This is a genomic window from Bradyrhizobium sp. 1 (genome assembly GCF_023073315.1).
Lineage (GTDB): Bacteria > Pseudomonadota > Alphaproteobacteria > Rhizobiales > Xanthobacteraceae > Bradyrhizobium.
In genome coordinates this window covers 1-21,307 of record NZ_JADPJH010000037.1, presented here as the reverse complement: position 1 = coordinate 21,307, position 21,307 = coordinate 1, and the positions used below count along the sequence as shown (strand labels likewise).

19 protein-coding genes are annotated in these 21,307 nt (G+C 64.6%); 12 read left to right on the top strand and 7 right to left on the bottom strand.

Features of this window, described 5'->3' with window-relative positions; genetic code table 11:
* Positions 1-43 precede the first annotated feature (43 nt).
* Together IVB29_RS34420 and IVB29_RS34415 are read left to right on the top strand one after the other, a co-directional pair.
* Positions 44-481 (top strand): DUF1810 domain-containing protein, encoded by a 438-nt coding sequence (locus IVB29_RS34420; RefSeq protein ID WP_247507874.1) that lies wholly within the window; start codon positions 44-46, stop codon positions 479-481.
* 141 nt (positions 482-622) lie between these two features.
* The gene (locus IVB29_RS34415) at positions 623-2,704 is read left to right on the top strand and encodes a methyl-accepting chemotaxis protein (protein ID WP_247507873.1); all 2,082 of its coding nucleotides are present in this window, start codon (positions 623-625) and stop codon (positions 2,702-2,704) included.
* A gap of 6 nt (positions 2,705-2,710) precedes the next feature.
* On the opposite strand, the gene IVB29_RS34410 is transcribed toward IVB29_RS34415, so the two are convergent.
* Together IVB29_RS34410 and IVB29_RS34405 are read right to left on the bottom strand one after the other, a co-directional pair.
* Positions 2,711-3,301 carry an NAD(P)H-dependent oxidoreductase gene (locus tag IVB29_RS34410; protein ID WP_247507872.1) on the bottom strand — a complete coding sequence of 197 codons (591 nt, stop codon included), beginning with the start codon at positions 3,299-3,301 and terminating at the stop codon, positions 2,711-2,713.
* 44 nt (positions 3,302-3,345) lie between these two features.
* Positions 3,346-4,293 carry an AraC family transcriptional regulator gene (locus tag IVB29_RS34405; protein ID WP_247507871.1) on the bottom strand — a complete coding sequence of 316 codons (948 nt, stop codon included), beginning with the start codon at positions 4,291-4,293 and terminating at the stop codon, positions 3,346-3,348.
* A 304-nt stretch (positions 4,294-4,597) separates the two neighbouring features.
* Between IVB29_RS34405 and IVB29_RS34400 the strand changes: the two genes are divergently transcribed.
* Genes IVB29_RS34400 through IVB29_RS34390 form a run of 3 tightly spaced genes read left to right on the top strand, consistent with a single transcriptional unit; the run spans position 4,598 to position 7,194 of the window.
* Positions 4,598-5,695: a DUF2336 domain-containing protein gene (locus tag IVB29_RS34400; RefSeq protein WP_247507870.1), complete on the top strand. Its 1,098-nt coding sequence runs from the start codon at positions 4,598-4,600 to the stop codon at positions 5,693-5,695.
* Complete coding sequence (locus IVB29_RS34395; protein ID WP_247507869.1) at positions 5,692-6,018, top strand: PilZ domain-containing protein; 327 nt, start codon at positions 5,692-5,694, stop codon at positions 6,016-6,018. Before IVB29_RS34400 ends, IVB29_RS34395 begins: the two co-directional genes overlap by 4 nt.
* Before the next feature lie 54 nt (positions 6,019-6,072).
* Positions 6,073-7,194 (top strand): HD domain-containing phosphohydrolase, encoded by a 1,122-nt coding sequence (locus IVB29_RS34390; RefSeq protein WP_247507868.1) that lies wholly within the window; start codon positions 6,073-6,075, stop codon positions 7,192-7,194.
* A gap of 377 nt (positions 7,195-7,571) precedes the next feature.
* Here IVB29_RS34390 and IVB29_RS34385 read toward each other — a convergent pair whose 3' ends face one another.
* Positions 7,572-8,249: a nitroreductase gene (locus tag IVB29_RS34385; protein WP_247507867.1), complete on the bottom strand. Its 678-nt coding sequence runs from the start codon at positions 8,247-8,249 to the stop codon at positions 7,572-7,574.
* Positions 8,250-8,374: 125 nt separating this feature from the next.
* Between IVB29_RS34385 and IVB29_RS34380 the strand changes: the two genes are divergently transcribed.
* On the top strand, positions 8,375-9,337 hold the full coding sequence (locus tag IVB29_RS34380) for an alpha/beta hydrolase (protein WP_247507866.1): 963 nt from the start codon (positions 8,375-8,377) through the stop codon (positions 9,335-9,337).
* 7 nt (positions 9,338-9,344) lie between these two features.
* On the opposite strand, the gene IVB29_RS34375 is transcribed toward IVB29_RS34380, so the two are convergent.
* Positions 9,345-9,803 (bottom strand): cupin domain-containing protein, encoded by a 459-nt coding sequence (locus tag IVB29_RS34375; protein WP_247507865.1) that lies wholly within the window; start codon positions 9,801-9,803, stop codon positions 9,345-9,347.
* A 254-nt stretch (positions 9,804-10,057) separates the two neighbouring features.
* Between IVB29_RS34375 and IVB29_RS34370 the strand changes: the two genes are divergently transcribed.
* Together IVB29_RS34370 and IVB29_RS34365 are read left to right on the top strand one after the other, a co-directional pair.
* Complete coding sequence (locus IVB29_RS34370) at positions 10,058-10,303, top strand: hypothetical protein (RefSeq protein ID WP_247507864.1); 246 nt, start codon at positions 10,058-10,060, stop codon at positions 10,301-10,303.
* A gap of 285 nt (positions 10,304-10,588) precedes the next feature.
* Positions 10,589-11,641: a type II asparaginase gene (locus tag IVB29_RS34365; RefSeq protein ID WP_346731326.1), complete on the top strand. Its 1,053-nt coding sequence runs from the start codon at positions 10,589-10,591 to the stop codon at positions 11,639-11,641.
* A 21-nt stretch (positions 11,642-11,662) separates the two neighbouring features.
* Here IVB29_RS34365 and IVB29_RS34360 read toward each other — a convergent pair whose 3' ends face one another.
* On the bottom strand, positions 11,663-12,538 hold the full coding sequence (locus IVB29_RS34360) for an MBL fold metallo-hydrolase (RefSeq protein WP_247507863.1): 876 nt from the start codon (positions 12,536-12,538) through the stop codon (positions 11,663-11,665).
* A gap of 148 nt (positions 12,539-12,686) precedes the next feature.
* Between IVB29_RS34360 and IVB29_RS34355 the strand changes: the two genes are divergently transcribed.
* Positions 12,687-13,670 (top strand): glycerophosphodiester phosphodiesterase family protein, encoded by a 984-nt coding sequence (locus IVB29_RS34355; protein ID WP_247507862.1) that lies wholly within the window; start codon positions 12,687-12,689, stop codon positions 13,668-13,670.
* On the opposite strand, the gene IVB29_RS34350 is transcribed toward IVB29_RS34355, so the two are convergent.
* Together IVB29_RS34350 and IVB29_RS34345 are read right to left on the bottom strand one after the other, a co-directional pair.
* On the bottom strand, positions 13,667-15,289 hold the full coding sequence (locus IVB29_RS34350; protein WP_247507861.1) for an ABC-F family ATP-binding cassette domain-containing protein: 1,623 nt from the start codon (positions 15,287-15,289) through the stop codon (positions 13,667-13,669). The genes IVB29_RS34355 and IVB29_RS34350 overlap by 4 nt on opposite strands.
* 121 nt (positions 15,290-15,410) lie before the next feature.
* Positions 15,411-17,012, bottom strand: a complete 1,602-nt coding sequence (locus IVB29_RS34345) for a multicopper oxidase family protein (RefSeq protein ID WP_247507860.1) — start codon at positions 17,010-17,012, stop codon at positions 15,411-15,413.
* 232 nt (positions 17,013-17,244) lie between these two features.
* On the opposite strand from IVB29_RS34345, the gene IVB29_RS34340 reads away from it, so the two are divergent.
* From IVB29_RS34340 to IVB29_RS34330, 3 genes are read left to right on the top strand one after another with little or no spacing between them, the layout of a single operon-like run.
* Positions 17,245-20,028: a molybdopterin cofactor-binding domain-containing protein gene (locus IVB29_RS34340; protein ID WP_247507859.1), complete on the top strand. Its 2,784-nt coding sequence runs from the start codon at positions 17,245-17,247 to the stop codon at positions 20,026-20,028.
* Entirely contained in the window at positions 20,025-20,549 is a 525-nt protein-coding gene (locus IVB29_RS34335) for a (2Fe-2S)-binding protein (protein ID WP_247507858.1), read from the top strand. The genes IVB29_RS34340 and IVB29_RS34335 overlap by 4 nt, the downstream gene beginning before the upstream one ends.
* Positions 20,550-20,568: 19 nt before the next feature.
* Entirely contained in the window at positions 20,569-21,186 is a 618-nt protein-coding gene (locus IVB29_RS34330) for an Isoquinoline 1-oxidoreductase subunit (protein WP_247507857.1), read from the top strand.
* The last annotated feature ends 121 nt before the right edge of the window (positions 21,187-21,307 follow it).

Below are 21,307 nucleotides of genomic sequence, written 5' to 3'. Positions count from 1 at the left end.
ATCGCGGCCGGCAAAGCTCCAGAAAGCCACCCCGGGGTACCCAATGACCGATCCTTTTGGCCTAGACCGCTTCATCCAGGCCCAAAATCCGGTTTTTCGCGCCGTCCAGGGCGAGCTGGCCCGGGGCCGGAAGCAAAGCCACTGGATGTGGTTCGTCTTCCCGCAAATCGCCGGTCTCGGCTTCAGCGCCATGTCCCAGCGCTACGCCATCGGCGCGCGCGCGGAGGCCGAAGCCTACCTCGCCCACCCCGTGCTCGGCGCGCGCCTGATCGAATGCACCCGGCTCGTGCTCGCCGTCGAGGGGCGCACCATCAACGCAATCCTCGGCGCGCCCGATGATGCGAAATTCCGCTCGTCGATGACGCTGTTCGGCGCGGTGTCCGACGAGCCGATTTTCGGCGAGGCGCTCGCCCGATATTTCGCAGGCGAGCACGATGCGGCGACGCTGGAGATGCTGTCGAAGCTCGATCGGACGGCGTAGCGCTGTGCGAGCGCGACCTACGCCTAGACGAATGGACGCATGCGGATTGGGCATGGCGGCCAGCAGCGTAAACCCGGGATTAACATCGCCTGCCTATCTTCCGTGCAAAGAATTCTCCCCGCGCCAATTGCCGGACAGATCATGAAAATCGGTACGCTGCTGACCACCGCCATCGTCTCGCTCTCGACCGTCGGTGGCGGCCTCGCCGTCTACGTCGCCGTGACGAAGTACCAGACCATGGACAGGATAGCCGAGGCGCAAGGGCGGCTCGCGATCGTCCGCGCCGCCAGCGACATCCCGCGCTATCTCAACCCCGAGCGCGGCTTTGCCACCAACATCCTCTACGGTCCGGCGACCTACGATCCGGCGCAGCTTTCCGAGCATGACAAGCTGCGCAAGCAGACCGATGGCGCGCGCGACAAGATGAATGCGCTGCGCAAGGAGCTGCCGGGTCCGTTCGACGACGGCAACACCATCGGCAGCAGCATCGACGGCATCAATGCCAAGTTCACCGCGCTGCGCGAGGCCATCGACAAGGCGATGGCGGGACCGGCGGAGGCGCGCAAGGACGCGGCCAAGAAGATCGTCGCCGACAACGCCGTGCTCAACGGCGGCGTGACCGCCCTGCTCAACGAGCAGGTCCGCCGCATGGCGATCCTCAATGGCGACGCCTACCGGCAGGCCAGCTACGCCAACATCGCGATGACATTGCGCGACGTCGGCGGCTTCAACTCCAGCCTGCACAAGAATCTCGTCGGCGGCAAGAAACCGGCGACCGACACCGAGAAGGCCGATATCGGCCGCTCGCAGGGCCGCAACGATCAGATCGTGATGTCGCTGCTGGAGCTGCGCGGCAATCCCGCAACTCCGGCGAACGTCGCCGCGGCGCTGGAGAAGTTCAATTCGATCTATATCGAGGAGTTCGGCCGCGAGCTCAAGCTGGTGAAGGAGGGTGCGGTCACCGGCAAGTACGAGCACGACGTCGACACCTATTACACCGCCACGCAGCGCGGCCTCGGCACCATCATCGAGGTCCGCGACGCCTTCTACGACAATGCCGAACAGATCCTCGCCGGTGCCTCCTCCGCCGCACGCACCAGCTTCACGATCGCGCTCGCGGGCCTCCTCGCCGTGCTGATCGCCAGTGCCGGTCTCATCGTCATGGTCCGCCGCCGCGTCTGCGCTCCGATCGTCGGCCTGACGAGCCGGATGTCGCGCCTTGCCGACGGCGAGGTTGCCGAAGAGATCCCCGGCGCCACGCGCTCCGACGAGATCGGGGCGATGGCCGCGGCCGTCCAGGTGTTCAAGGACAGCATGATCCGCGCCGACCGGCTCGCAGCCGAGAAGCAGGCCGAGAACGACGGCAAGATGCGCCGCGCCCAGGCGCTCGACGGCATCACCCGCACCTTCGAAGCCAAAGTCACCGAGCTCGTCGGCGGTCTGTCGAAGGCCTCCTCCACCATGGAAACCACCGCACAGTCGATGACCTCGACGGCAGCCCAGACCAACAGCCAGGCCGCGGTCGTCGCCGCCGCCTCGCAGCAGACCTCGACCAACGTGCAGACGGTCGCCAGCGCCACGGAAGAGCTGACCTCCTCGATCCAGGAGATCGGCCGTCAGGTCGCACAATCCACCGAGATCGCGGCCCGCGCCGTCGACAACGCCCGCCGCACCGGCGATACCGCGCGCGCGCTCGCCGAGGGCGCCCAGAAGATCGGCGACGTCGTCACACTGATCCAGAGCATCGCCGAGCAGACCAATCTGCTGGCGCTGAACGCGACCATCGAAGCCGCCCGCGCCGGCGATGCCGGCCGCGGCTTTGCCGTCGTCGCGTCCGAAGTGAAATCGCTGGCCGGCCAGACCGCCAAGGCCACCACCGAAATCTCCGAGCAGATCACGGCAATCCAGGCTGCCAGCGACGAGACCGTGACCGCGATCCGCAACGTTGCCGACGTCATCGCCGAGATCGACCAGATCGGCACCGCGATCGCGGCTGCGATCGAGGAACAGGGCTCGGCGACAAGGGAGATTTCGCGCAGCGTCCAGGAAGCCGCCCGCGGCACCCAGGAGGTCAACACCAACATATCAGGCGTGCAGCGCGCCGCCGACGACACCGGTACTGCCGCCAGGGAAGTGCTGGGCGCAGCCGAGCAGCTCTCGACGCAGTCGCGCGATCTCGCCGGACAGTTCGACCGCTTCCTCGGCGAAGTCAGGGCGGCGTAAGCAAACTCAATATGGCGGCGCCTTGCGAGCCCGCTGCGCTTTCGCCGCCTCGATCCACCATGTGAGATCATCGGCAAAGCGCGGGAACGACCGCTCCAGCGCCTTGCCGCCCTCGCCGATCGGCTCGCCCTCGGCCGAGAGCGTCTGCGCGATCGGACCGACGCCGATCGTGCTCGACACCACCACCATGCCCATCTCCGACAGCGTGCCGTGCCATGCGGTCGAGGCACGCGCGCCGGACAGGCGGCCGGCGGAATAGCTCGCGATGGCGGCCGGACGCCAGAACCATTCTTCGAGGAAATGGTCGGTGAGGTTTTTCAGGCCGGGCTGGATGCCCCAATTGTACTCGCCGGTGACGAAGACGAAACCGTCGGCGCCGCGGATCTGTCCGGCCAGCTTCTCCAGCGCCTCCGGCGCCGCACCCTTGGGATGTTCCTTGTACATGCGGTCGAGCATCGGCAGGCCAATCGCCTTGGCGTCGATGAACTCGACCTCCTCGCCGCGACTGCGCAGGCCATTGATGACGAAGTTCGCAAGGCGGATGCCCATGCGGTCGGAACGGTAGGAACCGTAGAGGACGAGGATGCGATTGCTCATGGGCGGAAGCTAGCACGAAACGCAGCGGCGGGCCTATCCAATTGCTATCGGCTCCGGCCGAACGCAAGCGTTTGCGACGGCGTCTCGCCGAACTGGTCGCGGTAACTTCTGGAGAAGTCGCTGAGATGCCAGAAGCCGAACGCCAGCGCGACAGCCTTGACGCTCTCGGCCCCCGCGAGCAACCGTCGGCGCACCAGCCACAACCGGCGCAGGCGCAAATAGCGATGCAGGCTCATGCCGCGATAACGCCGGACCACGTCGTGCATGGTGCGGACGGACAAATTCAGCTTGCGCGCCATCTCCCCGCTGTAGATCGGCTGCGAGAGGTCGTCGGACAACAGCGCGCGGATGTCCTGGAAGATCCTGAAGTTCCGCTCATCGTTGGGACGCAGGGTCCATCGCGCCGAAACGACGCTTTCGAACGCGTCGTCGACGGCGCCGAGCAGAGACTCCTTCATGGCTGCGGCCTTCGACGGCAACCCAGCCGCATCGACGGGTTCCGACGCGGCAGCCAGCACCTCCCGAACCACGCTGCGCAGCCCGTTCAAGCCCGCGGCGGTCGTTTCAAAAATCTTGAAGCTCGAGACCGCGTGCGGCCAGCCGCGATCCGTCACCTCCGGCCTGAACACCACGGAGGCGATTTGTCGCTGCACCTCCTCGATGGTGGTGTAAGCGGCGCCGCCGCTGCCGATGACGACGACCGGGCGGGCGCGCTGCGAGCCGTTGAAGCGAATGGGCACATTGAGGTCGTCCATCGTGAAGCCGACCGCCGTGCAATTCTCGACGAGCTGCGCGTCGACGACGCGCGGAAACGCGCGCGTCAGATTCACGTCGCAGCTAGGCAGCGACAAGATGGTCTGCTCAGCCGAAATCTTCCGTACGAAAGGCGTGAATTCGAAGTTCAGGCCTCGTATGGCATTTCGAAATTCATCGACATCGGAGAAGCGAAATGTTTTGGGCGCCAACCCGGGCGCATCATCAATACTGTTCATGGCAATGCAATATGAAACGTCGCGTCGCAACAGACGCGCGTCCGGCAACGATACCGGCTTGCTTCCCCCCTTTCGGTTGCCCTCACGCCGAAGGAATCACACCGAGTGTGTGGATCAGTTGGCGAGTGTCCCGTTCAAAGGACAAGCCGGCGCATCAGGCCTCGCCAAATTTCGATAGCGTTTCCAGCGACGTCGGAGGTGCATTCATACCCGGGGGAGCGAGGTCTAAATTTCAAATTAACGCCTCTGGCGCGGAATGGAGGTCGTTGGATAGTCGCAATTTATTTAAGTACAGGCCCCTGCCATGATGGCAAATTCGCCTGCCGATATTCTGGATGAACTGGAAGAAGCAGCCGCAACCTGTCCGCTGGACCGCTGCGCACGCATCCTGTCTGGCATTGGGCAGTTGCTCACTGGCAGCCGCGACCGGCCTCAGGAACTGCTTGCAGGCGTCGTCGACGGCGTTCTGCTGCGATTGACGGAACGCGTCGAGGCCAGCGCATTGGCTCAGCTCAGCACCACGCTGGCCGAGCTCACGGTGGCTCCACCGGCGACATTGCGACGTCTCGCCTCACACGACGACCCTGATGTGGCGTGTCCGGTCCTGCAGAGATCTCCGGCAGTCTCCGCGGCGGATCTCGCCGCAGTCGCGGTCTCCTGCGGCGGGCGGCAGCAACACGCGATCGCGGCTCGCAACTCGATCGAGCCTGCTGTGACCGAGGCGCTGATCGCGCGCGGCGGACCGATCTGTCTCGCGCTGATCAACAACCCCGGCGCCAAATTCTCCGAGGCAGCCTATGCCGCGCTGATCGCCAGGGCGGAGCAGGACGGCGAGATCATGAAGGCGCTGGCGCTGCGGCCCGGCACGCCCGACGTGGTCGTGCGGAAGCTTCTCGCGGTCCCGTCCGGCGAGAGGGCGCCGACCAAGCCCAGCGCGTCCGCCGCCCCGCCAGCGCAAGATACAGCGCCGAAGCGGCCGTGCGCGGCCGACTATGCGAGCGCCAGGCCGGAGATCGTCGCGCTCAACCGCGTCGGCAAGCTCAACGATTCCACGGTGAATCGTTTCGCGATCCGCGGCGAGACCGCCAATCTCTTCACCGCGCTGTCGGTGCTGTCGGGCACTCCGATCGAGGTCGTCGAGCATATTGTGACCGATGACGATTGCGAGGGCCTGGTGATGGCCTGCCGCGCCTCGCGCCTGAACTGGGCGACCACGCTTGCGATCCTGAGCAACCGCAGCGGCGCGCGGCTCTCCTTCGGGCAGCGCCAACGCGCGCAACTCCTCTTCGAGACGCTTCTTCTGTCGACCAGCCAATGGACCGTGCGCTGGGGGGAAATCGCAGCAAGTGCCGGCACAAGCGATCGGGGAAATCGCGGCACGAAGATGGGGGTTAACCGATGAAGTTCGATGGCCGAAAAACATCTCGCGTAAAGATGGACCACAGGCAGTCTGTCAATCTGATGGGCTCGGACGGCACATGGCGACGCAGCTGTGTCCTGCTCGACGTGTCGCAGACCGGCGCCAAGCTCGAGATCGAAGGCACGCTCGACGTGCTGCAGGCCAAGGAGTTCTTCCTGGTGCTGTCCTCGACGGGCCTCGCCTACCGGCGCTGCGAGCTGGTCTGGATCGACGGCACCACGGCCGGCATCCATTTCATCACCGCGGACGGCAAGAAGAGGCCAAAGGCGCAGGCGGCGGCGCAAAACGCCGTTCAGGCCAAATAGGCACACCATTCACCCCACGTTGAACTCCAGTAACGTCAACGTCCAGGTCATACCGTGCAGAACGCGCGAACCATGCAAAACCCCGTCAGTCGTGACGGCGGTATCAGAGAAAGGGAAGCGGCCCGCCCACTTGTGCAAGTGCTGGCGGACACGTCCGACAAATTGTCGGGCGTTCGCTCGATCCTCGAAGAGAAATTCACCGTCGCGGGCGAACGGCTCGACGCCGATTCCAGGCTGGCGCAGGTGCCGTCCGCGATCATCATCCGCGCCGAGCTTCGCGACGTCGATAACATCGTGGCCATCAAGAAGCGCGCCGGCAAGCTCGCGAAGGCCAGGAAGCGCATCTTCCTGCTCGAGCACACCTCTCACGTCGGCATTTCGCAGGCCTATGCGCTGGGGGCGACGCTGGTGCTTCCCGGAGCGATCAACCGGATCAAATTGCTGGCGGCACTGACCGATCTGGCCGACGGTGCATCCGCGCCGTCAGCCGGCGCGAAGCAGCCGGACAATGCCGTCGAGACCGCGGCGACCGCGATCGCGTCGATGTTCATGTCCGTCACCCTCGGCCAGCCGCTCGATGTCGACGGCGCCAAGGAAGCCGGCCGCCAGATCGCCGATCGCATCACCCAGCATGGCCTGTCGGAATGGCTGACGACGGTGCGGCGCCACCACGAGGGAACCTATCAGCATTGCCTGCTCGTCACCGGCGTCGCCATCGACTTCGGCTTGAGCCTCGGCGTCGGCAGAGCCGATCTGGAGCGCCTGTATACGGCGGCGATGTTCCACGACATCGGCAAGGCCCAGATCCCGCTCGCCATCCTCGACAAGCCCGGCCGCCTCGATCCGGACGAGCGCGCCATGATCGAAACCCATCCGGCCGCGGGCTACGATTATCTGAAGGATCACGAGAAGATCTCGCCCGAGATGCTCGACGCCGTGCGCCATCACCACGAATTTCTCGACGGCAGCGGCTATCCGGATGGGCTCTGCGCCGAGAACATCGGCGATATCGTGCGCATCCTCACCATCTCGGACATTTTCGCAGCGCTGATCGAGCACCGGCACTACAAGCCGACGATGCCGCGCAACGAGGCCTACAACATTCTGTGCGGAATGAGCGGGAAGCTGGAGAAGGCGCTGGTGGGGTCATTCAAGCAGGTCGCGCTCACGCGGTGAGCGCGGCAAACGCCTCTTCAACCCGACCTAATGCGTCGCGCGATATCTGGCGGGACGCGGAATAGAGCGACAGGCCAATCCTTCCGCGAGCAGCTTCATGTCCTCACGTCTGCCGCTGCGGATCAGCCTGGAGAGCTCATCGGGTGTGAAGGGAAGACTTGGATCATCATCGATCGTGTGCCGCAGTCGCGGACCGAACAACCGTCGAACCAGGCTAGCCAGCCGCCGCATGTCAATTCCCTCGCGCCAGCAACAAACCTTTCAGTCCGCATATTGTTCCTCCCGCGCGATCGAGATTGCAAGAGGCCTCGAGGACTCCGCACCAAAAATTTCGGCGAGAGAATAATCTCCTCTCGCCGCGCAGGCTGGCGATCGTGCTAATCGGCAAAGCCGACATAACGCACGAAATCGTCATTGCCCTCGCGATCCGAGCGAACCGCGTTCGCGGCAAAGCTGTCGTCGGGATAGCCCATCGCGACGCAGGTCATGATGACCTCGTCCTGCGGAATGTCTGCGACCTCGCGCACGATGTCGGAACGCATGATGCCCTGCCCGTTAATGACAGAGCCGAGGCCGCGGTCCCAGGCCGCGAGCACGATGCCGTAGCAGAGCGCGCCGAGATCGAAATGGCAGACCGCGCCGGGATCGAGCACGCGGTCATAGGTCAGCACCAGCGAGACCGGCGCGTCGAACTGGCGGAAGCCGCGCAGCACCCAGTCCTGCCGCATCGGCTTGTCGTCGCGCGCGATCCCCATCGCGCTGAACAATTGCTTGGCGATATCGACCTGCCGGGTACGGTGAACGCCTTGATACTCACCATGGCTGATGATGTCGCGCTTAACCTTGGCGCCGCCGACCATCTCCTCCATGTTGCGGCGGCGCAGCTCTTCCAGCGGCCCGCCTGTGAGCACATGGACATGCCAGGGCTGCGTGTTCATCGACGACGGCGCGCGCTTTGCGCTCTCGATAATCTCCTCGACGACGGCGCGCGGCACCGGCTCGTTCTTGAAACCGCGCACGCTGCGGCGCGACTGGACCAGCGCTTCGAATTCCACCTGTTTGGCCTCCCTGCCCGTTCATCTCGGCATTGCAATTGTAACGCGCAAACGGTTGCCGATGCTGTCCGCCAAATCTATGCTAACCCGCAAGCAAGACCAAGAACCCAGCGAGGACGTAAGCCATGCCCGCACCGCTCGATCCCGTCATCGCCCAGATCATTCCGCTGCTGCCGCTGCGCGATCCCACCGCGATGACGCCACAGAGCGCCCGCGATTCCTTGCGTGCACTGGCTGACTCGCGCGCGGCCGTGCCGCCGCCGCCGGTCAACACCGTGCGGGACATCAAGGTCAAAGGCGGCGCCGGCGCGCTCGGTGCCCGCGTCTATCGCGTCGGCAGCAATCCGGCACCGACCGTGGTGTTCTTCCATGGCGGCGGCTGGGTCGCGGGCGATCTCGAGACCCATGACAGGCAGGCGCGCAATCTCGCGATCGAGACCGGCGCGGTCGTCGTCTCCGTCGACTATAGGCGCCCGCCGGAAACGCGTTTTCCCGGCGCCTACACGGATGCCTTTGCTGCCGCTACCGACATCTTCAACCGCCTCGCGGAATTTGGCGGCGATGCAAAACGCCTCGGCGTTGCCGGCGACAGCGCCGGCGGCAATCTCGCGGCCGCCATCGGAATCGCCTCTCGCGATGCCGGCATCAGCCTTGCCGCGCAACTGCTGGTCTATCCCGTCACCGATGTCGTCGGCCTCTATGCGGACGCGCGCGAGAACGCGCGGTTTCCGTCACGCGCCGAGAATGCCGACGGCTACTTCCTCACGCGTGCCACGATGGAATGGTTTTGCGGCCATTATCTTGCCGACCCCGACCAAGCCGCCGACTGGCGGGTCTCGCCGCTGCGCGCGCCAACCCTTGCCGGCGTTGCGCCCGCGATCGTGACCACCGCCTGGTTCGATCCCTTGCGCGACGAGGGCGCGGCCTACGCACGGGCGCTGGAAGCCGCCGGCGTCCGCGTCAAGCACCATGAAGGTCCCGGCCTGATCCACGGCTATTTCGGCCTTGGCGACGCCTCCGAGGTTGCGCGCGCCGAGGCGCAGCGCGCGCGGGCCGACTTCAAGGCATTACTGGCGCGGGGCGTCTGAGGCCCCGCTAGACGCCGCGCGACTGCCGCGCCGCCGTGTGCCCCCAAGCCTCATCCCAGTCCTGACCGGCGGCGTCGACCACGCTGCCATCGGCCTCGAAAAACTTGTTGGGCACCTGGAACATCGCCAGGATCAGTGCGCCGTCCGGGCACCAGGCTGCATGCCGGCTGCCCGCCTCGCGCCAGATGAATTCGCCGGCCTTGCAAATGATGCCCTCGACCGGCCCCTCCTTGTCGACCAGCGCGCCGTCGATCACGTAACTCTGCTCGATGCCGACATGCCCGTGATCGGGCAGCACCGCGCCTGGCGCGAAGCGCATCAGGGCGGTCATCAGCCCGGTGCTGCGATCGAACAGCAAGGTCTTCGCCTCGCAACCCAGAAAACGCGTCTTCTGCCATTCCATTGTCGAGGGGCGAACCAGGTGAGAATGCCGGTCGGCGGTCTGCGGGCTCGTCACGGCGTTCATGGCAACGCTCCGTTCCTGCTGGAATGGAATGAGCCTAACAGGTTCGTGGCGCAAGGTCAGCGCGCAGTGCAGCATCGGTGGCGGGCGCGAATGCGAAAAATCCCACCGAGGCCGGGCGGGTCGAGTCGAAATGCATTCATCGCGCGCCGGAAAATATCCGCACAGGCGCCCGGCATGCGCCGATCCTGCTTGATTGCGCCACGATTCCAGTCTCCAATTCGCACGCCATCTTTTGGTTTAGGGAGACACCCACGATGAAACGGATTTTCCTGGCTGCGATCGTTGCCACTTTTGCAGCCGGCTCGGCCTTGGCGGACGACACCTGCGAGAGCAAGGCGGTCGGCAAGGACGGCAAGGCGCTCGCTGGCGCCGCCAAGACCTCGTTCATGAAGAAGTGCAAGGCGGATGCCTGCGCGCCCAAGGCCGTCAGCGCCGACGGCAAGCCGCTCGCCGGCGCCGCCAAGAACAGCTTCATGAAGAAGTGCGAAGTCGGCGCGTAAGGCGCCACGAAATCACTGCTTCTTTAGCGAGCAATCGCCGAAAACTGCGTCATGGCCGGGCAAAAGCGCGAAGCGCGTCTTCGCGCAGATGTCCCGGCCATTCGCGTCTGTGTTTCCGCATGCCGGCGTCCAAACCAAATCATCCGATCGTATCGCCACCCTAGACAGGTAGCCTCGGCTGACGGATCATGCAGGGCTGAGCGAACTGGGGCGCATCGACAAGGTTTCCAGGAAAGGGACGTCAAGATGTGGCAACTTCGAGTGCGTAATCAGATCATGGCGTCAGTGAGCTTGCTGTTCGCGCTGCTCATCAGTCTTGACGTCGCGAACGCGAGGGGCCCGGGTCTGCCCAACGTCATGGTTCTGGCAACCGGCGGCACGATCGCCGGCAGCGGCGCGAGCAGCACCACAGTGGTCGGTTACACGGCAGCTACGGTGGGCATAGAAACCCTCCTGAACGCCGTCCCCGAACTGAAAACGGTGGCCAACGTCAAGGGCGAGCAAGTTTTCCAGATCGCCAGCGAGAACATGAACAACGACTACTGGCTCAAGCTTGCAAAGCGCGTCAACACGCTCCTCGCGCAAGACGACGTGGATGGAATCGTCATCACGCACGGGACTGATACGATCGAGGAAACCAGCTATTTCCTGGACCTGGTCGTCAAGAGCAAAAAGCCCGTCGTCGTCGTGGGCGCAATGCGGCCGTCGACAGCGATCAGCGCGGATGGGCCGATCAACCTCTTCAATGCGGTGATTCTCGCGGGCAGTGACGAGGCGGTCGGCAAGGGCGTGCTCGTTGCTCTCAACGATCAGATCAACGCAGCGCGCGATGTGACCAAGAACAACACCTCGACGGCGGACACATTCCGTACACCGGAGCTCGGCTTTCTCGGCTACATGCAGGGCAACAAGCCGTATTTCTATCGTCAATCGACGCGCCGGCACACGGCGGACTCCGAGTTTGACGTCTCCAGCCTCGATGTCCTGCCGCAGGTCGACATCGTCTACGGCTACGCCAACATGAACCGGGTCGCGATCGACGCGTTTGTCGCCGCAGGGGCGAAGGGGATCGTGCACGCCGGCGCGGGTGACGGCAGCCTCGCCCGGCCCGCGGTCGAGCCGGCTCTCGACGAGGCCCACAAGAAGGGTGTCGCGATCGTTCGCAGCAGCCGAGTCGGCAACGGCATCGTGGCGCGCAATGGCGAAGCCAAGGACGACGAACACGACTTCATCGTCTCGGATACGCTCAACCCTCAAAAGGCGCGTATCTTGCTGATGCTGGCGCTGACCAAGACGACCGACAGCAAGGAGATCCAGCGGATGTTCTACACTTACTAGAGCGTCAGAAGCGCGGTCGCCCTACTCCCGCTTGAAGCGGTAATCGAACGCGGCGCCGAGCGGCTTGATCAGACCGACCGTCGGCGCCGGAAAATGGATCGGCAGGATCAGCGTGTCGGTGTCGGCGACGGAAGCGAAGAACTTTCGCCGCGACACCGCCGACTGCTTGGCATCCCAATCCGGCTTGGACGACCAGTCCGGCTCGCGGCACTGGATCTGGTGATGCATGAGGTCGCCCGCGACCACCGCACGTTGCCCTTTCGAAAAGATGTTCACGCAGCAATGGCAGGGCGAATGCCCCGGCGTCGGCGTCAGCGTCACGGTGTCATCGAGCGCGTAATCCTCGTCCACCAGCAGCGCCTGGCCTGCCTCGACGATCGGCAGGCAGTTGTCTCGGAAGACAGTGCCCGGCGGGTTGTTGCCTTTGGCGTTCTCGGCCTCCCACGCCGCGTATTCGCCCTTGTGGAAGACGTATTTCGCATTCGGGAACGTCGGGACCCAGCGGCCGTCGCGCAAGGTCGTATTCCAGCCGGTGTGGTCGATGTGCAGATGGGTGCAGAAGACGTAGTCGATCTGCTCGAAGCCGATGCCGAGCGCGAACAGCTCGTTGCGCCAGCGCTCCTTGCCGGGAAAGTCGAACGGCGGCGGATGCCCCTTGTCCTCGCCGGTGCAGGTGTCGACCAGAATGGTGTAGCGCGGCGTGCGCACCACAAAGGTCTGATAGGTGATCACCATCATGCCGCGCGCGGCGTCGAACACCTCCGGCTCCATGGTCGGCAGATGGTGTCTGAACACGCTGTCGTCATAAGCCGGAAAAAAATCTTGCGGCCGTCGCCACGGCCCCTCGCGCTCGATCACCGCATCGATGGTGATGTCGCCGATCCTGAGCTGCTTCATGCGCGTTCCACTCCGCTTTTTTGAAGCAGAGTAATCGGCGGCATCGGACCGTTCAAGCCGGAAGGCGCGGAGCCATCCTATTGCGTGACGATTGCCGCAAATCAACCCCAAACGCCACCGATGATGACAGTGGAGTAAGGAAGAATGGGTGGGCAGGAAACTGAGAGTCGCGACTGCAGCCGTGATCGCCGTCGCCGCGGGCATCTACGTCAACAACACCAGCCTTCTCGCGCCGCATCGTGACGGCAAGCCGGTGCTGCTCGCCCATCGCGGCATAGCGCAGCGCTTTGACGAGCGCGACGTGAAGAACGACACCTGCACCGCAGCGCGGATGTTGCCCTCGACACACGATTATCTGGAGAACACTGTTCGCTCGATGCAAGCAGGCTTCGCGGCCGGCGCCGATGTGGTCGAGCTCGACGTGCACCCGACCACCGACGGCGAGTTCGCCGTATTCCACGACTGGACGCTCGACTGCCGCACCGATGGTCATGGCATCACGCGCGAGCAGACCATGGCAAAGCTGAAAACGCTCGACATCGGCTATGGCTACACGGCCGACGGCGGCAAGACATTCCCGTTTCGCGGCAAGGGCATCGGGATGATGCCAACGCTCTCGCAGGTGTTCGTCACCTTCCCCGACAAGAAGCTCCTCATCAACGTGAAGAGCCGCGACGCGAGCGAAGGTGAGAAGCTCGCCGCCGTGCTGAACGCATTGCCGGCCGAACGGCGGCGGATGATCATGATCTACGGCGGCGACGAGCCGATCGAAGTGCTCCGTCGCCTGGCACCGGACGTTCGCACGATCTCGCGGGCGGCGATCCGAAGCTGCCTGATGCGCTATATCGGCTATGGCTGGACCGGCCTGGTGCCCGCGGACTGCCGGAACGCGATGGTGCTGGTCCCGATCAACGTCGCACCCTGGCTATGGGGCTGGCCCGATCGTTTTCTCAATCGTATGGCCGACGCCAATAGCGCGGTTTTCGTGCTCGGTCCCTACACCGGCGGCGAGTTCTCCACCGGCATCGACACGCCGGAGCTGTTTGCACGACTTCCGCACCGCTATTCCGGCGGCATCTGGACCAACGAGATCGAGACGATCGCCGCAATCGCAGGCACGGCGAAGCACTAGCTCCGCAACCCCGGAGCCTCCTGCCCTGTCCGCGCAACATACTCCGTGTACCCACCACCGAACTGGTGAATGCCCTCCGGCGTCAGCTCGAGCACGCGGTTCGACAACGTCGCCAAAAAATGGCGGTCATGCGAGACGAACAGCATGGTGCCCTCGAAATCCGACAGCGCCGTGATCAGCATTTCCTTGGTGGCAAGGTCGAGATGGTTGGTCGGCTCGTCCAGCACCAGGAAGTTCGGCGGATCGAACAGCATTTTTGCCATCACGAGCCGCGCCTTCTCGCCGCCCGAGAGCACGCGGCAGCGCTTCTCGACGTCGTCGCCGGAGAAGCCGAAGCAGCCGGCGAGCGCGCGCAGGGAGCCCTGCCCCGCGGTGGGAAACGCGTATTCGAGCGACTCGAACACCGTCTGCTCGCCGTCGAGCAGATCCATCGCGTGCTGGGCGAAATAGCCCATCTTGACGCTGCCGCCGACCGCGACCGTCCCCTCGTCCGGCTCGCTCGCCCCCGCAATCAGCTTGAGCAGCGTCGACTTGCCGGCGCCATTGACGCCCATCACGCACCAGCGCTCCTTACGGCGGATCATGAAATCCAGCCCGTCATAGATCCGCTTGCTGCCATAGCCCTTGAACACCTTCTTCAGGGCAACGACGTCTTCGCCCGAGCGCGGTGCCGGCAGGAAGTCGAAAGCTATCGTCTGGCGGCGGCGCGGCGGCTCGACCCGCTCGATCTTGTCGAGCTTCTTCACCCGGCTCTGCACTTGAGCAGCATGAGATGCGCGCGCCTTGAAACGCTCGATGAACTTGATCTCCTTGGCGAGCATCGCCTGCTGGCGTTCGAACTGCGCCTGCTGCTGCTTCTCGTTCAGCGCACGCTGCTGCTCGTAGAACTCGTAATTGCCGGCGTAGGTGGTGAGCGAGCCGGAATCGATCTCGACCACTTTCGAGATCACACGGTTGATGAACTCGCGGTCATGCGAGGTCATCAGCAGCGTGCCTTCGTAATCGTGCAAAAACTTCTCGAGCCAGATCAGGCTTTCGAGATCGAGATGGTTGCTCGGCTCGTCGAGCAGCATGACATCAGGACGCATCAGGAGAATACGGGCCAGCGCCACGCGCATCTTCCAGCCGCCGGAAAGCTTGCCGACGTCGCCGTCCATCATCTCCTGGCTGAAGCCGAGGCCGGACAGCGCTTCGCGCGCCCGGCCGTCGAGCGCATAGCCGTCGAGCTCCTCGAAGGCGTGCTGCACCTCGCCATAGCGGGCGATGATCTCGTCCATCTGGTCGGCCTTGTCAGGGTCGGCCATCGCAGCCTCGAGCTCGCGCAACTCGGCCGCGACCGCACTCACCGGTCCTGCCCCGTCCATCACCTCGGCCACGGCGCTGCGGCCGGACATCTCGCCGACGTCCTGGTTGAAATAGCCGATGGTGATGCCGCGATCGGTCGAGACCTGCCCCTCGTCGGGCAGTTCCTCACCGGCGATCATCCGGAACAGCGTCGTCTTTCCGGCGCCGTTCGGGCCGACAAGACCGATCTTCTCGCCCTTGTTGAGGGCGGCGGAAGCTTCGATGAACAGGATCTGGTGGCCGGCTTGCTTGCTGACGTTGTCGAGGCGGATCATGGGGTCTTTTTGGGGAATGTTGCGTTGCGGCGTAATAGGCCATATGGGCCGCAAGGGAAAGCCCGGCCGGACCCGGATTTTGCCCTCGCGGGACCTTAAATTCCCGCAATTCTGCTTGGGCTTACGCCTTGTAGACCTCGACCGTCTGCATCATGCCCATCTCCTCATGGTTCATCATGTGGCAATGGAGCATGTAGACGCCGGTGAAATCGAGGAAACGGGAGCGGAACACCACCACGCCGCCCTTGCGCTCCACGATCACGGAATCCCGCCATTCCGGCACCGCCAGCGCCTTGCCGTTGACCGAGACCACCTGGAACGGATTGGTGTGGATGTGGAAGACGTGGTCGTCGTGCTCATGGGTGTTGACGATGGTCCACTCCTCGACCGCGCCCAGCTTGACCCGCTGGTCGATCCGTCCGGGGTCGAACTTCTTGCCGTCGACGAAGAACTCGAATTCCTGCCAATGGCCGGCGGCATCGGCTTCCGGCGCGGTGGCCGACAGCACCACCTTGCGGCGGTTGGTGATCTCACCGTCCTTGATGCTCGCGAGCGGCGCCGGTGGCAGGGCGCCCGGCAGCTTCATGTCCATCGGCGCCCCTGACACCACGACCCGCGCCAGCGGACCGACCGGCGACGGGTGGCCCTGATCATAGGGCGCCGCGTTGAAGGCGTAGGTCCCGGCGCTGCCGGCCTTCACCAGAATATCGGCACGCTGCCCCGGCGCGATCAGGACCTGCTTCATCTGTTGCACCGCGCCGAGCTGGATGCCGTCATAGGCGATCGCCTGCAGATCATGCTTTTCCAGATCGAGCAGCATATCGTCCTGATAGGCGGCATTGAGGATGCGCCACCGCTGCACTTCGCCGGGGCGCATCTCGATCACCGGGCGCCGCTGCCCGTTGATGGCGAGGAAGCGCGTTGCCGTCTCCGGAAACAGGGTCTCGAAATTCTCGACCATGCCGCTGGCGTCGTAGACCACCTGGGTCAGGATCATGAGGCGCTCGCGGGCTGTGGCGATCTCGGGAATTTCGGCGAAATCGCCCTCGATGACGATGGCGCCGACCATGCCGCTGGACATCTGGATATCGGCGCTGCCGTGGTGGTGCGGGTGATACCAGTAGGTGCCCCTGGTGTGATTGGCCGGCAGGGCGATTTCGATGTTGTAGCTGCGGCCCGGCGCCATCGAGCGCATGACGTTGTCGGCAATCCCGCTCGGGCTGGTATGCGCACCGTGAAAATGGAAATTGGTGTTGTTGAACTGGTGCGGATGGCTGATGTCGGCCGGCAATCCGTCGCGGTTCGGCGGCAAATCGTTGATCAGCTTGATGCGCAGGGTTTCGCCGGGCTTCATGCGCAAGGTCGGCCCGGGGCTGCCGCCTTCATAGGATCTGACATAGAGCCTGACGCCGCCGATCTGGCGATAGGCATAGCCGACGCGCAAGATCGTGCTCAGCACGCCATTGACGGACCGCCGCACCTCGGGCTCGACCAGCAGCTGGTCCATGGCAGGAACCGGCGTTTCAGCGACCATCCCCATGATCGGCGACATGTCCGCGGTGTGTGACATGCCCGCATGGTCGTGCACGGCGTGCTGTGCATTCGCCGCACCTGCGAACAGCGACAACGCGCCGGCCTTGAGACTGTAATCGAGCAATTGGCGCCGCGAGAGCTTTGTCATATCCGCCGTGACTGGAGAGACATCGTTCGGATCGTGCTGCATTTGAGTTTCGCCCCCGTTGCCAATCCGTCTTCAGTTCGATTCGAGTCTAAAGCAAACGCGAAGCGACGATCCCATCCGGGAGGCACAGGACATTCACTGGTTGTAAACGCCCCGCCCCTTTCTATCGTCGCATGACGAATCACGCCGGATTTGAGCTAGCATTGGCGTACTCTCCAGGCATCGATGCCGCCAGCATCATGATGTCGCCGAAACCTTGTACAAGGATAAGATCATGAGGCCTTCGCGACGCGAGTTCGTGAAGTGGGTGTCGGCGGGAGGCATCTCGGTCAGCCTGTCACATCTGGCGTCCGCGGCGGGCGCGCCCTTCGCGGCGCACGAGACGCTGCCCGGACGCGGCAACTTCAACCCGGCGACAACAGGTGCGGGCCGTGTCGACGGCGTCGCAAAAGTCACAGGCGCAAAGCTCTACGCCTCCGATTTCCGGGCCAACGATGTCGCCGGCTGGCCGCAGTCCACCTCGCACGCCATCCTGGTCCGCGCCAACGACGCCACGCACGTCTATACGGGCATGGACCTCGCCCGCCTCGGCGGCGCGCTCAAGCCGTCGGTGGTGGTGACTGCCGCCGATCTCGACCGGATCGGGACGCAGGTGCCGGAATTCTATGCGGGCGACCTTTTCTGCCCGGTCGGCAAGACGCCACTCTATCTGGGACAGCCCGTCGCGCTTCTGATCTTCGAAAAGTTCGACGCCTTCGACCAGGCGCGTCTCGCCTTGCGCGACGGCACGTTCGTCCAATTCGGCGAGGAGACCGGGCCTGTCGTCGTGCCCGATTACGGGGCTTTCCGCTTCACCCGCGTGGCAGGCCCCTCGCCTGACAAGCCGGATGTCTATTCGCCGATCCAGGCCGGCTGGGTCTCGCCCAAGACGGTGCAGAGCGCGGCGCTGCCCGTGTGGTCGCCGCTCGCGAAGGACATGCCGGCGGATTACGCCAAGGCGGCGAAATATGGCGAGCAGATCCGCGCCGAGCTCGCCGCGGACGACGCCTCGCTGCTGGTGCTCGACCGCGAGTTCGAGACGCAATCGGTCGACCCGATGTTCCTGGAGCCGGAATGCGGGCTCGGCTGGTACGACGGCAAGGGCGGCAATAAGGGCGGCAATCTCGAACTGCTGCTCGGCGTACAGTCGCCCTACGAGGCGGCGGAGTCGATCGCGCATCTGCTGGCCAAGGCCCGTGCGCCCTACAAGCCGGCGCACATCAACGCGCAATTCGCCCATGTCGGCGGCGGCTTTGGCGGACGCGATCACACGCCTTTCATTCTCTATGTTGCGCTCGCGGCGGTCTGCTTTCCCGGTAAGCCGGTGCGGCTGGCGCATGACCGCTACCAGCAGTTTCAGGGCGGCATCAAGCGCCACGCGATCAAGATGCGCTCGCGCATCGGCATCGATCGCGCCACCGGCAAGATCAAGGCGTTCGCCGCCGATCACGTGCTCGACGGCGGCGGGCTTGCCCATTTCTCGGCTAGCGTGGCCGTCGTCGCCGGCACCGGCGCGATCGGCATCTACGACATTCCGAAGGTCGACGTGCGGACCGTCGCGGTGCACTCGCGCGGCGTGAGCGCGGGCTCGATGCGTGGCTACGGCATCCTGCAGACCGAGACGGCGCTGGAGGTCTTGATCGACGAGGCGGCATCCGAGCTCAAGCGCGATCCGATCGAATTCCGGCGGCGCAATGCGCTGCCCCAGAACGGCCGGACCATGACGGGCAATCCCTACATCGTCTCGGTGCGCACGCCCGAAATCCTCGACAAGCTCGAGACGCATCCGATCTGGCAGCAGCGGGCGCAATTCAAGCAGACATCGTCGGATCGGCTGGTCGGCACCGGCGTCGCCTGCGTGACGAAAGACTATGGTTCCGGCGCGGACGGCTCGCTCGGACGCGTGGAGCTTGGACCCGACGGCAAGATCGCTATCGTCTGCGATCATGTCGAGATGGGCAACGGCATCGGGACGGCGCTGGCCAACCGGGTCGCAAGCCATCTCGGCGTCATCGCCGACGAGGTCTCGGTCGCCCGCGTCGACAGCTATGACGTACTCGGGCTGGTGACATCAGGCGATCCCTCCACCATGGATCAGAAGACCCAGGATGCCGCGGAGAAAAATCCGCGCTGGGTGCCCGCGATCAGCTCGCCGACAAGCTCCTCGATCGGCGCACATGTCGGCACCCATTCCGCCGGGGAAGCCGCCCGCGTCATTTTCCGCTTCGGCCTGTGGCCCGCGGCGCTGGAGCTGTGGCACATCCCGAAGACCGATCCGCGCGCAAAGCAATGGGCGAGCGCGACCTGGCAGAGCGGCCAACTCATCATGCCCGGTCTCGAACCGCTGGCGCTGCCTGTGCTGGCCGCGACAGCTCATGCGCGCGGCTTCGTCACCGGTGCGGTTGCGCACAGCTTCTCCCGCTGGGCGTGGTCGCGGGCACGCTTTCCGCTGTTCGGCGAGCAATACCGCGCCGACATCGACGCGCTGGCGATCCGCAGGGGCAACGGCAAGTTCGAACGGATCAACCGTGTCAGCGTCAAGTTTCCGCCAACCGACAACAACCGCATCGGCACCGCCTACACCTCGATGTGCGGCACGCTGGTCCGCGTCGAGATCGAGCGCGCGACGGGTGCCTTGCGCATCGCCAAGGCCTACAGCGTGTTCGAATGTGGTACCGCGCTGGTGCCCGAGGTGGTGATGGGCCAGGCCCAGGGCGGTTTCGCCATGGGCGTCGGCTATGCGCTGCTGGAGACGCTGCCGCCGTTCGAGGGCGGTCCCGGCAACGGCGAATGGAATCTCGGCCGCTATCTGGTCGCACGCGGCTCCGACCTGCCGCTCCGCGATCTCGAGATCGAGATGCTGAAGCCGACAGTACCGGACGAAGCGCCGAAAGGCATGGCCGAGGTCGTGATGATCCCGATCGTGCCGGCGCTCATCAACGCCATCCATGACGCCACCGGCCATCGCTTCCGCGCGCTGCCGGTCACCGCAAGCCTATTGAAGGGAGTGCTCGCGTGACGACCCTCAGCCTCACCATCAACGGCCAGAAGCACGGCCCGATGGACGTCCGCGACGACCTCTCGATGAACGATTTTCTGCGCGAGATGCTCGGGATGACCGGCACCAAGTTCGGCTGCGGCGCCGCGCAATGCCTGAGCTGCGCCATCATCGTCGACGCGCCCGACGGCACCAGCACGACCAGCCCGACCTGCGTCGCCCCCGCCGTGAACTTCGACGGCAAGTCGATCCGCACCGTCGAGGGCCACGCCAAGGACGGCCAGCTCTCGGCATTGCAACAGGCCTTCATCAATCACTTTGCTTTTCAATGCGGCTATTGCACCGCCGGCTTCCTTGGCGAGGGCCAGGTGCTGCTCGAACGCTTGTCGCGCAAGCCGGTCGCCCGCGAGGCGCTGGAGCAGACCATTGCGGATGCGCTCGACGGCCATCTCTGCCGCTGCACCGGCTACATCAAATATCACGAGGCGGTGCGCGACGTGATCCTGGCTGATTCAAACCGCTATCTCATCGCCACCAAGTAAACGCGCAAGGACGCCAACCATGAGATCCGACGCGCGGTTTCGTACAATTGCCGTCATCGCGGCGCTCGCGAGCAGTCTTTGTGCGGGATATGCGGCGTCGGAGACGGCAAGCCATGCTCTCGCCTCGCCCGAGAGCTTTGCCGCGATCGGCGACACCGAGAAGCGCTCGGCGGCGATCTTCACCGAGCTCGGAAGAGTCCTGACGCATCCCCGCTGCACCAATTGCCATCCGGCCGGCGACAGGCCGCACCAGGGCGACAATGCCCGCCTGCATCAACCGCCGGTCACGCGCGGCGCCGACGGCCATGGCCTGGAGGCGATGCGCTGCAACACCTGCCACCAGAAGGCCAATTTCGAGCCCGGTCGCATGCCCGGCCATCCCGACTGGCATCTGGCCCCGCGCGAGATGGCCTGGGAAGGCAAGACCGTCGGCGAAATCTGCGAGCAGATCAGGGATCCCGCCCGCAATGGCGGGCGCAAGGTGGAAGATCTGATCGACCACATCGGCAAGGACACCCTGGTCGGCTGGGCCTGGAAGCCCGGCTTCGGCCGCACGCCCGTGCCGGGCACGCAAGCGCAGGCCGGCGCGCTGGTGGAGGCGTGGGTGAAGACGGGAGCTGCGTGCCCGGCTCCGTGAGCGGATAAATTCCATTCGGATGAATAGCCGCTCCACACTTGGGAGCAGACATGGTCAGCCCACCTTAAAGAGTCGGCTAAGGGCCAGGAGCAGTCGTAAGACATCCGAACCTGCAAGGCGC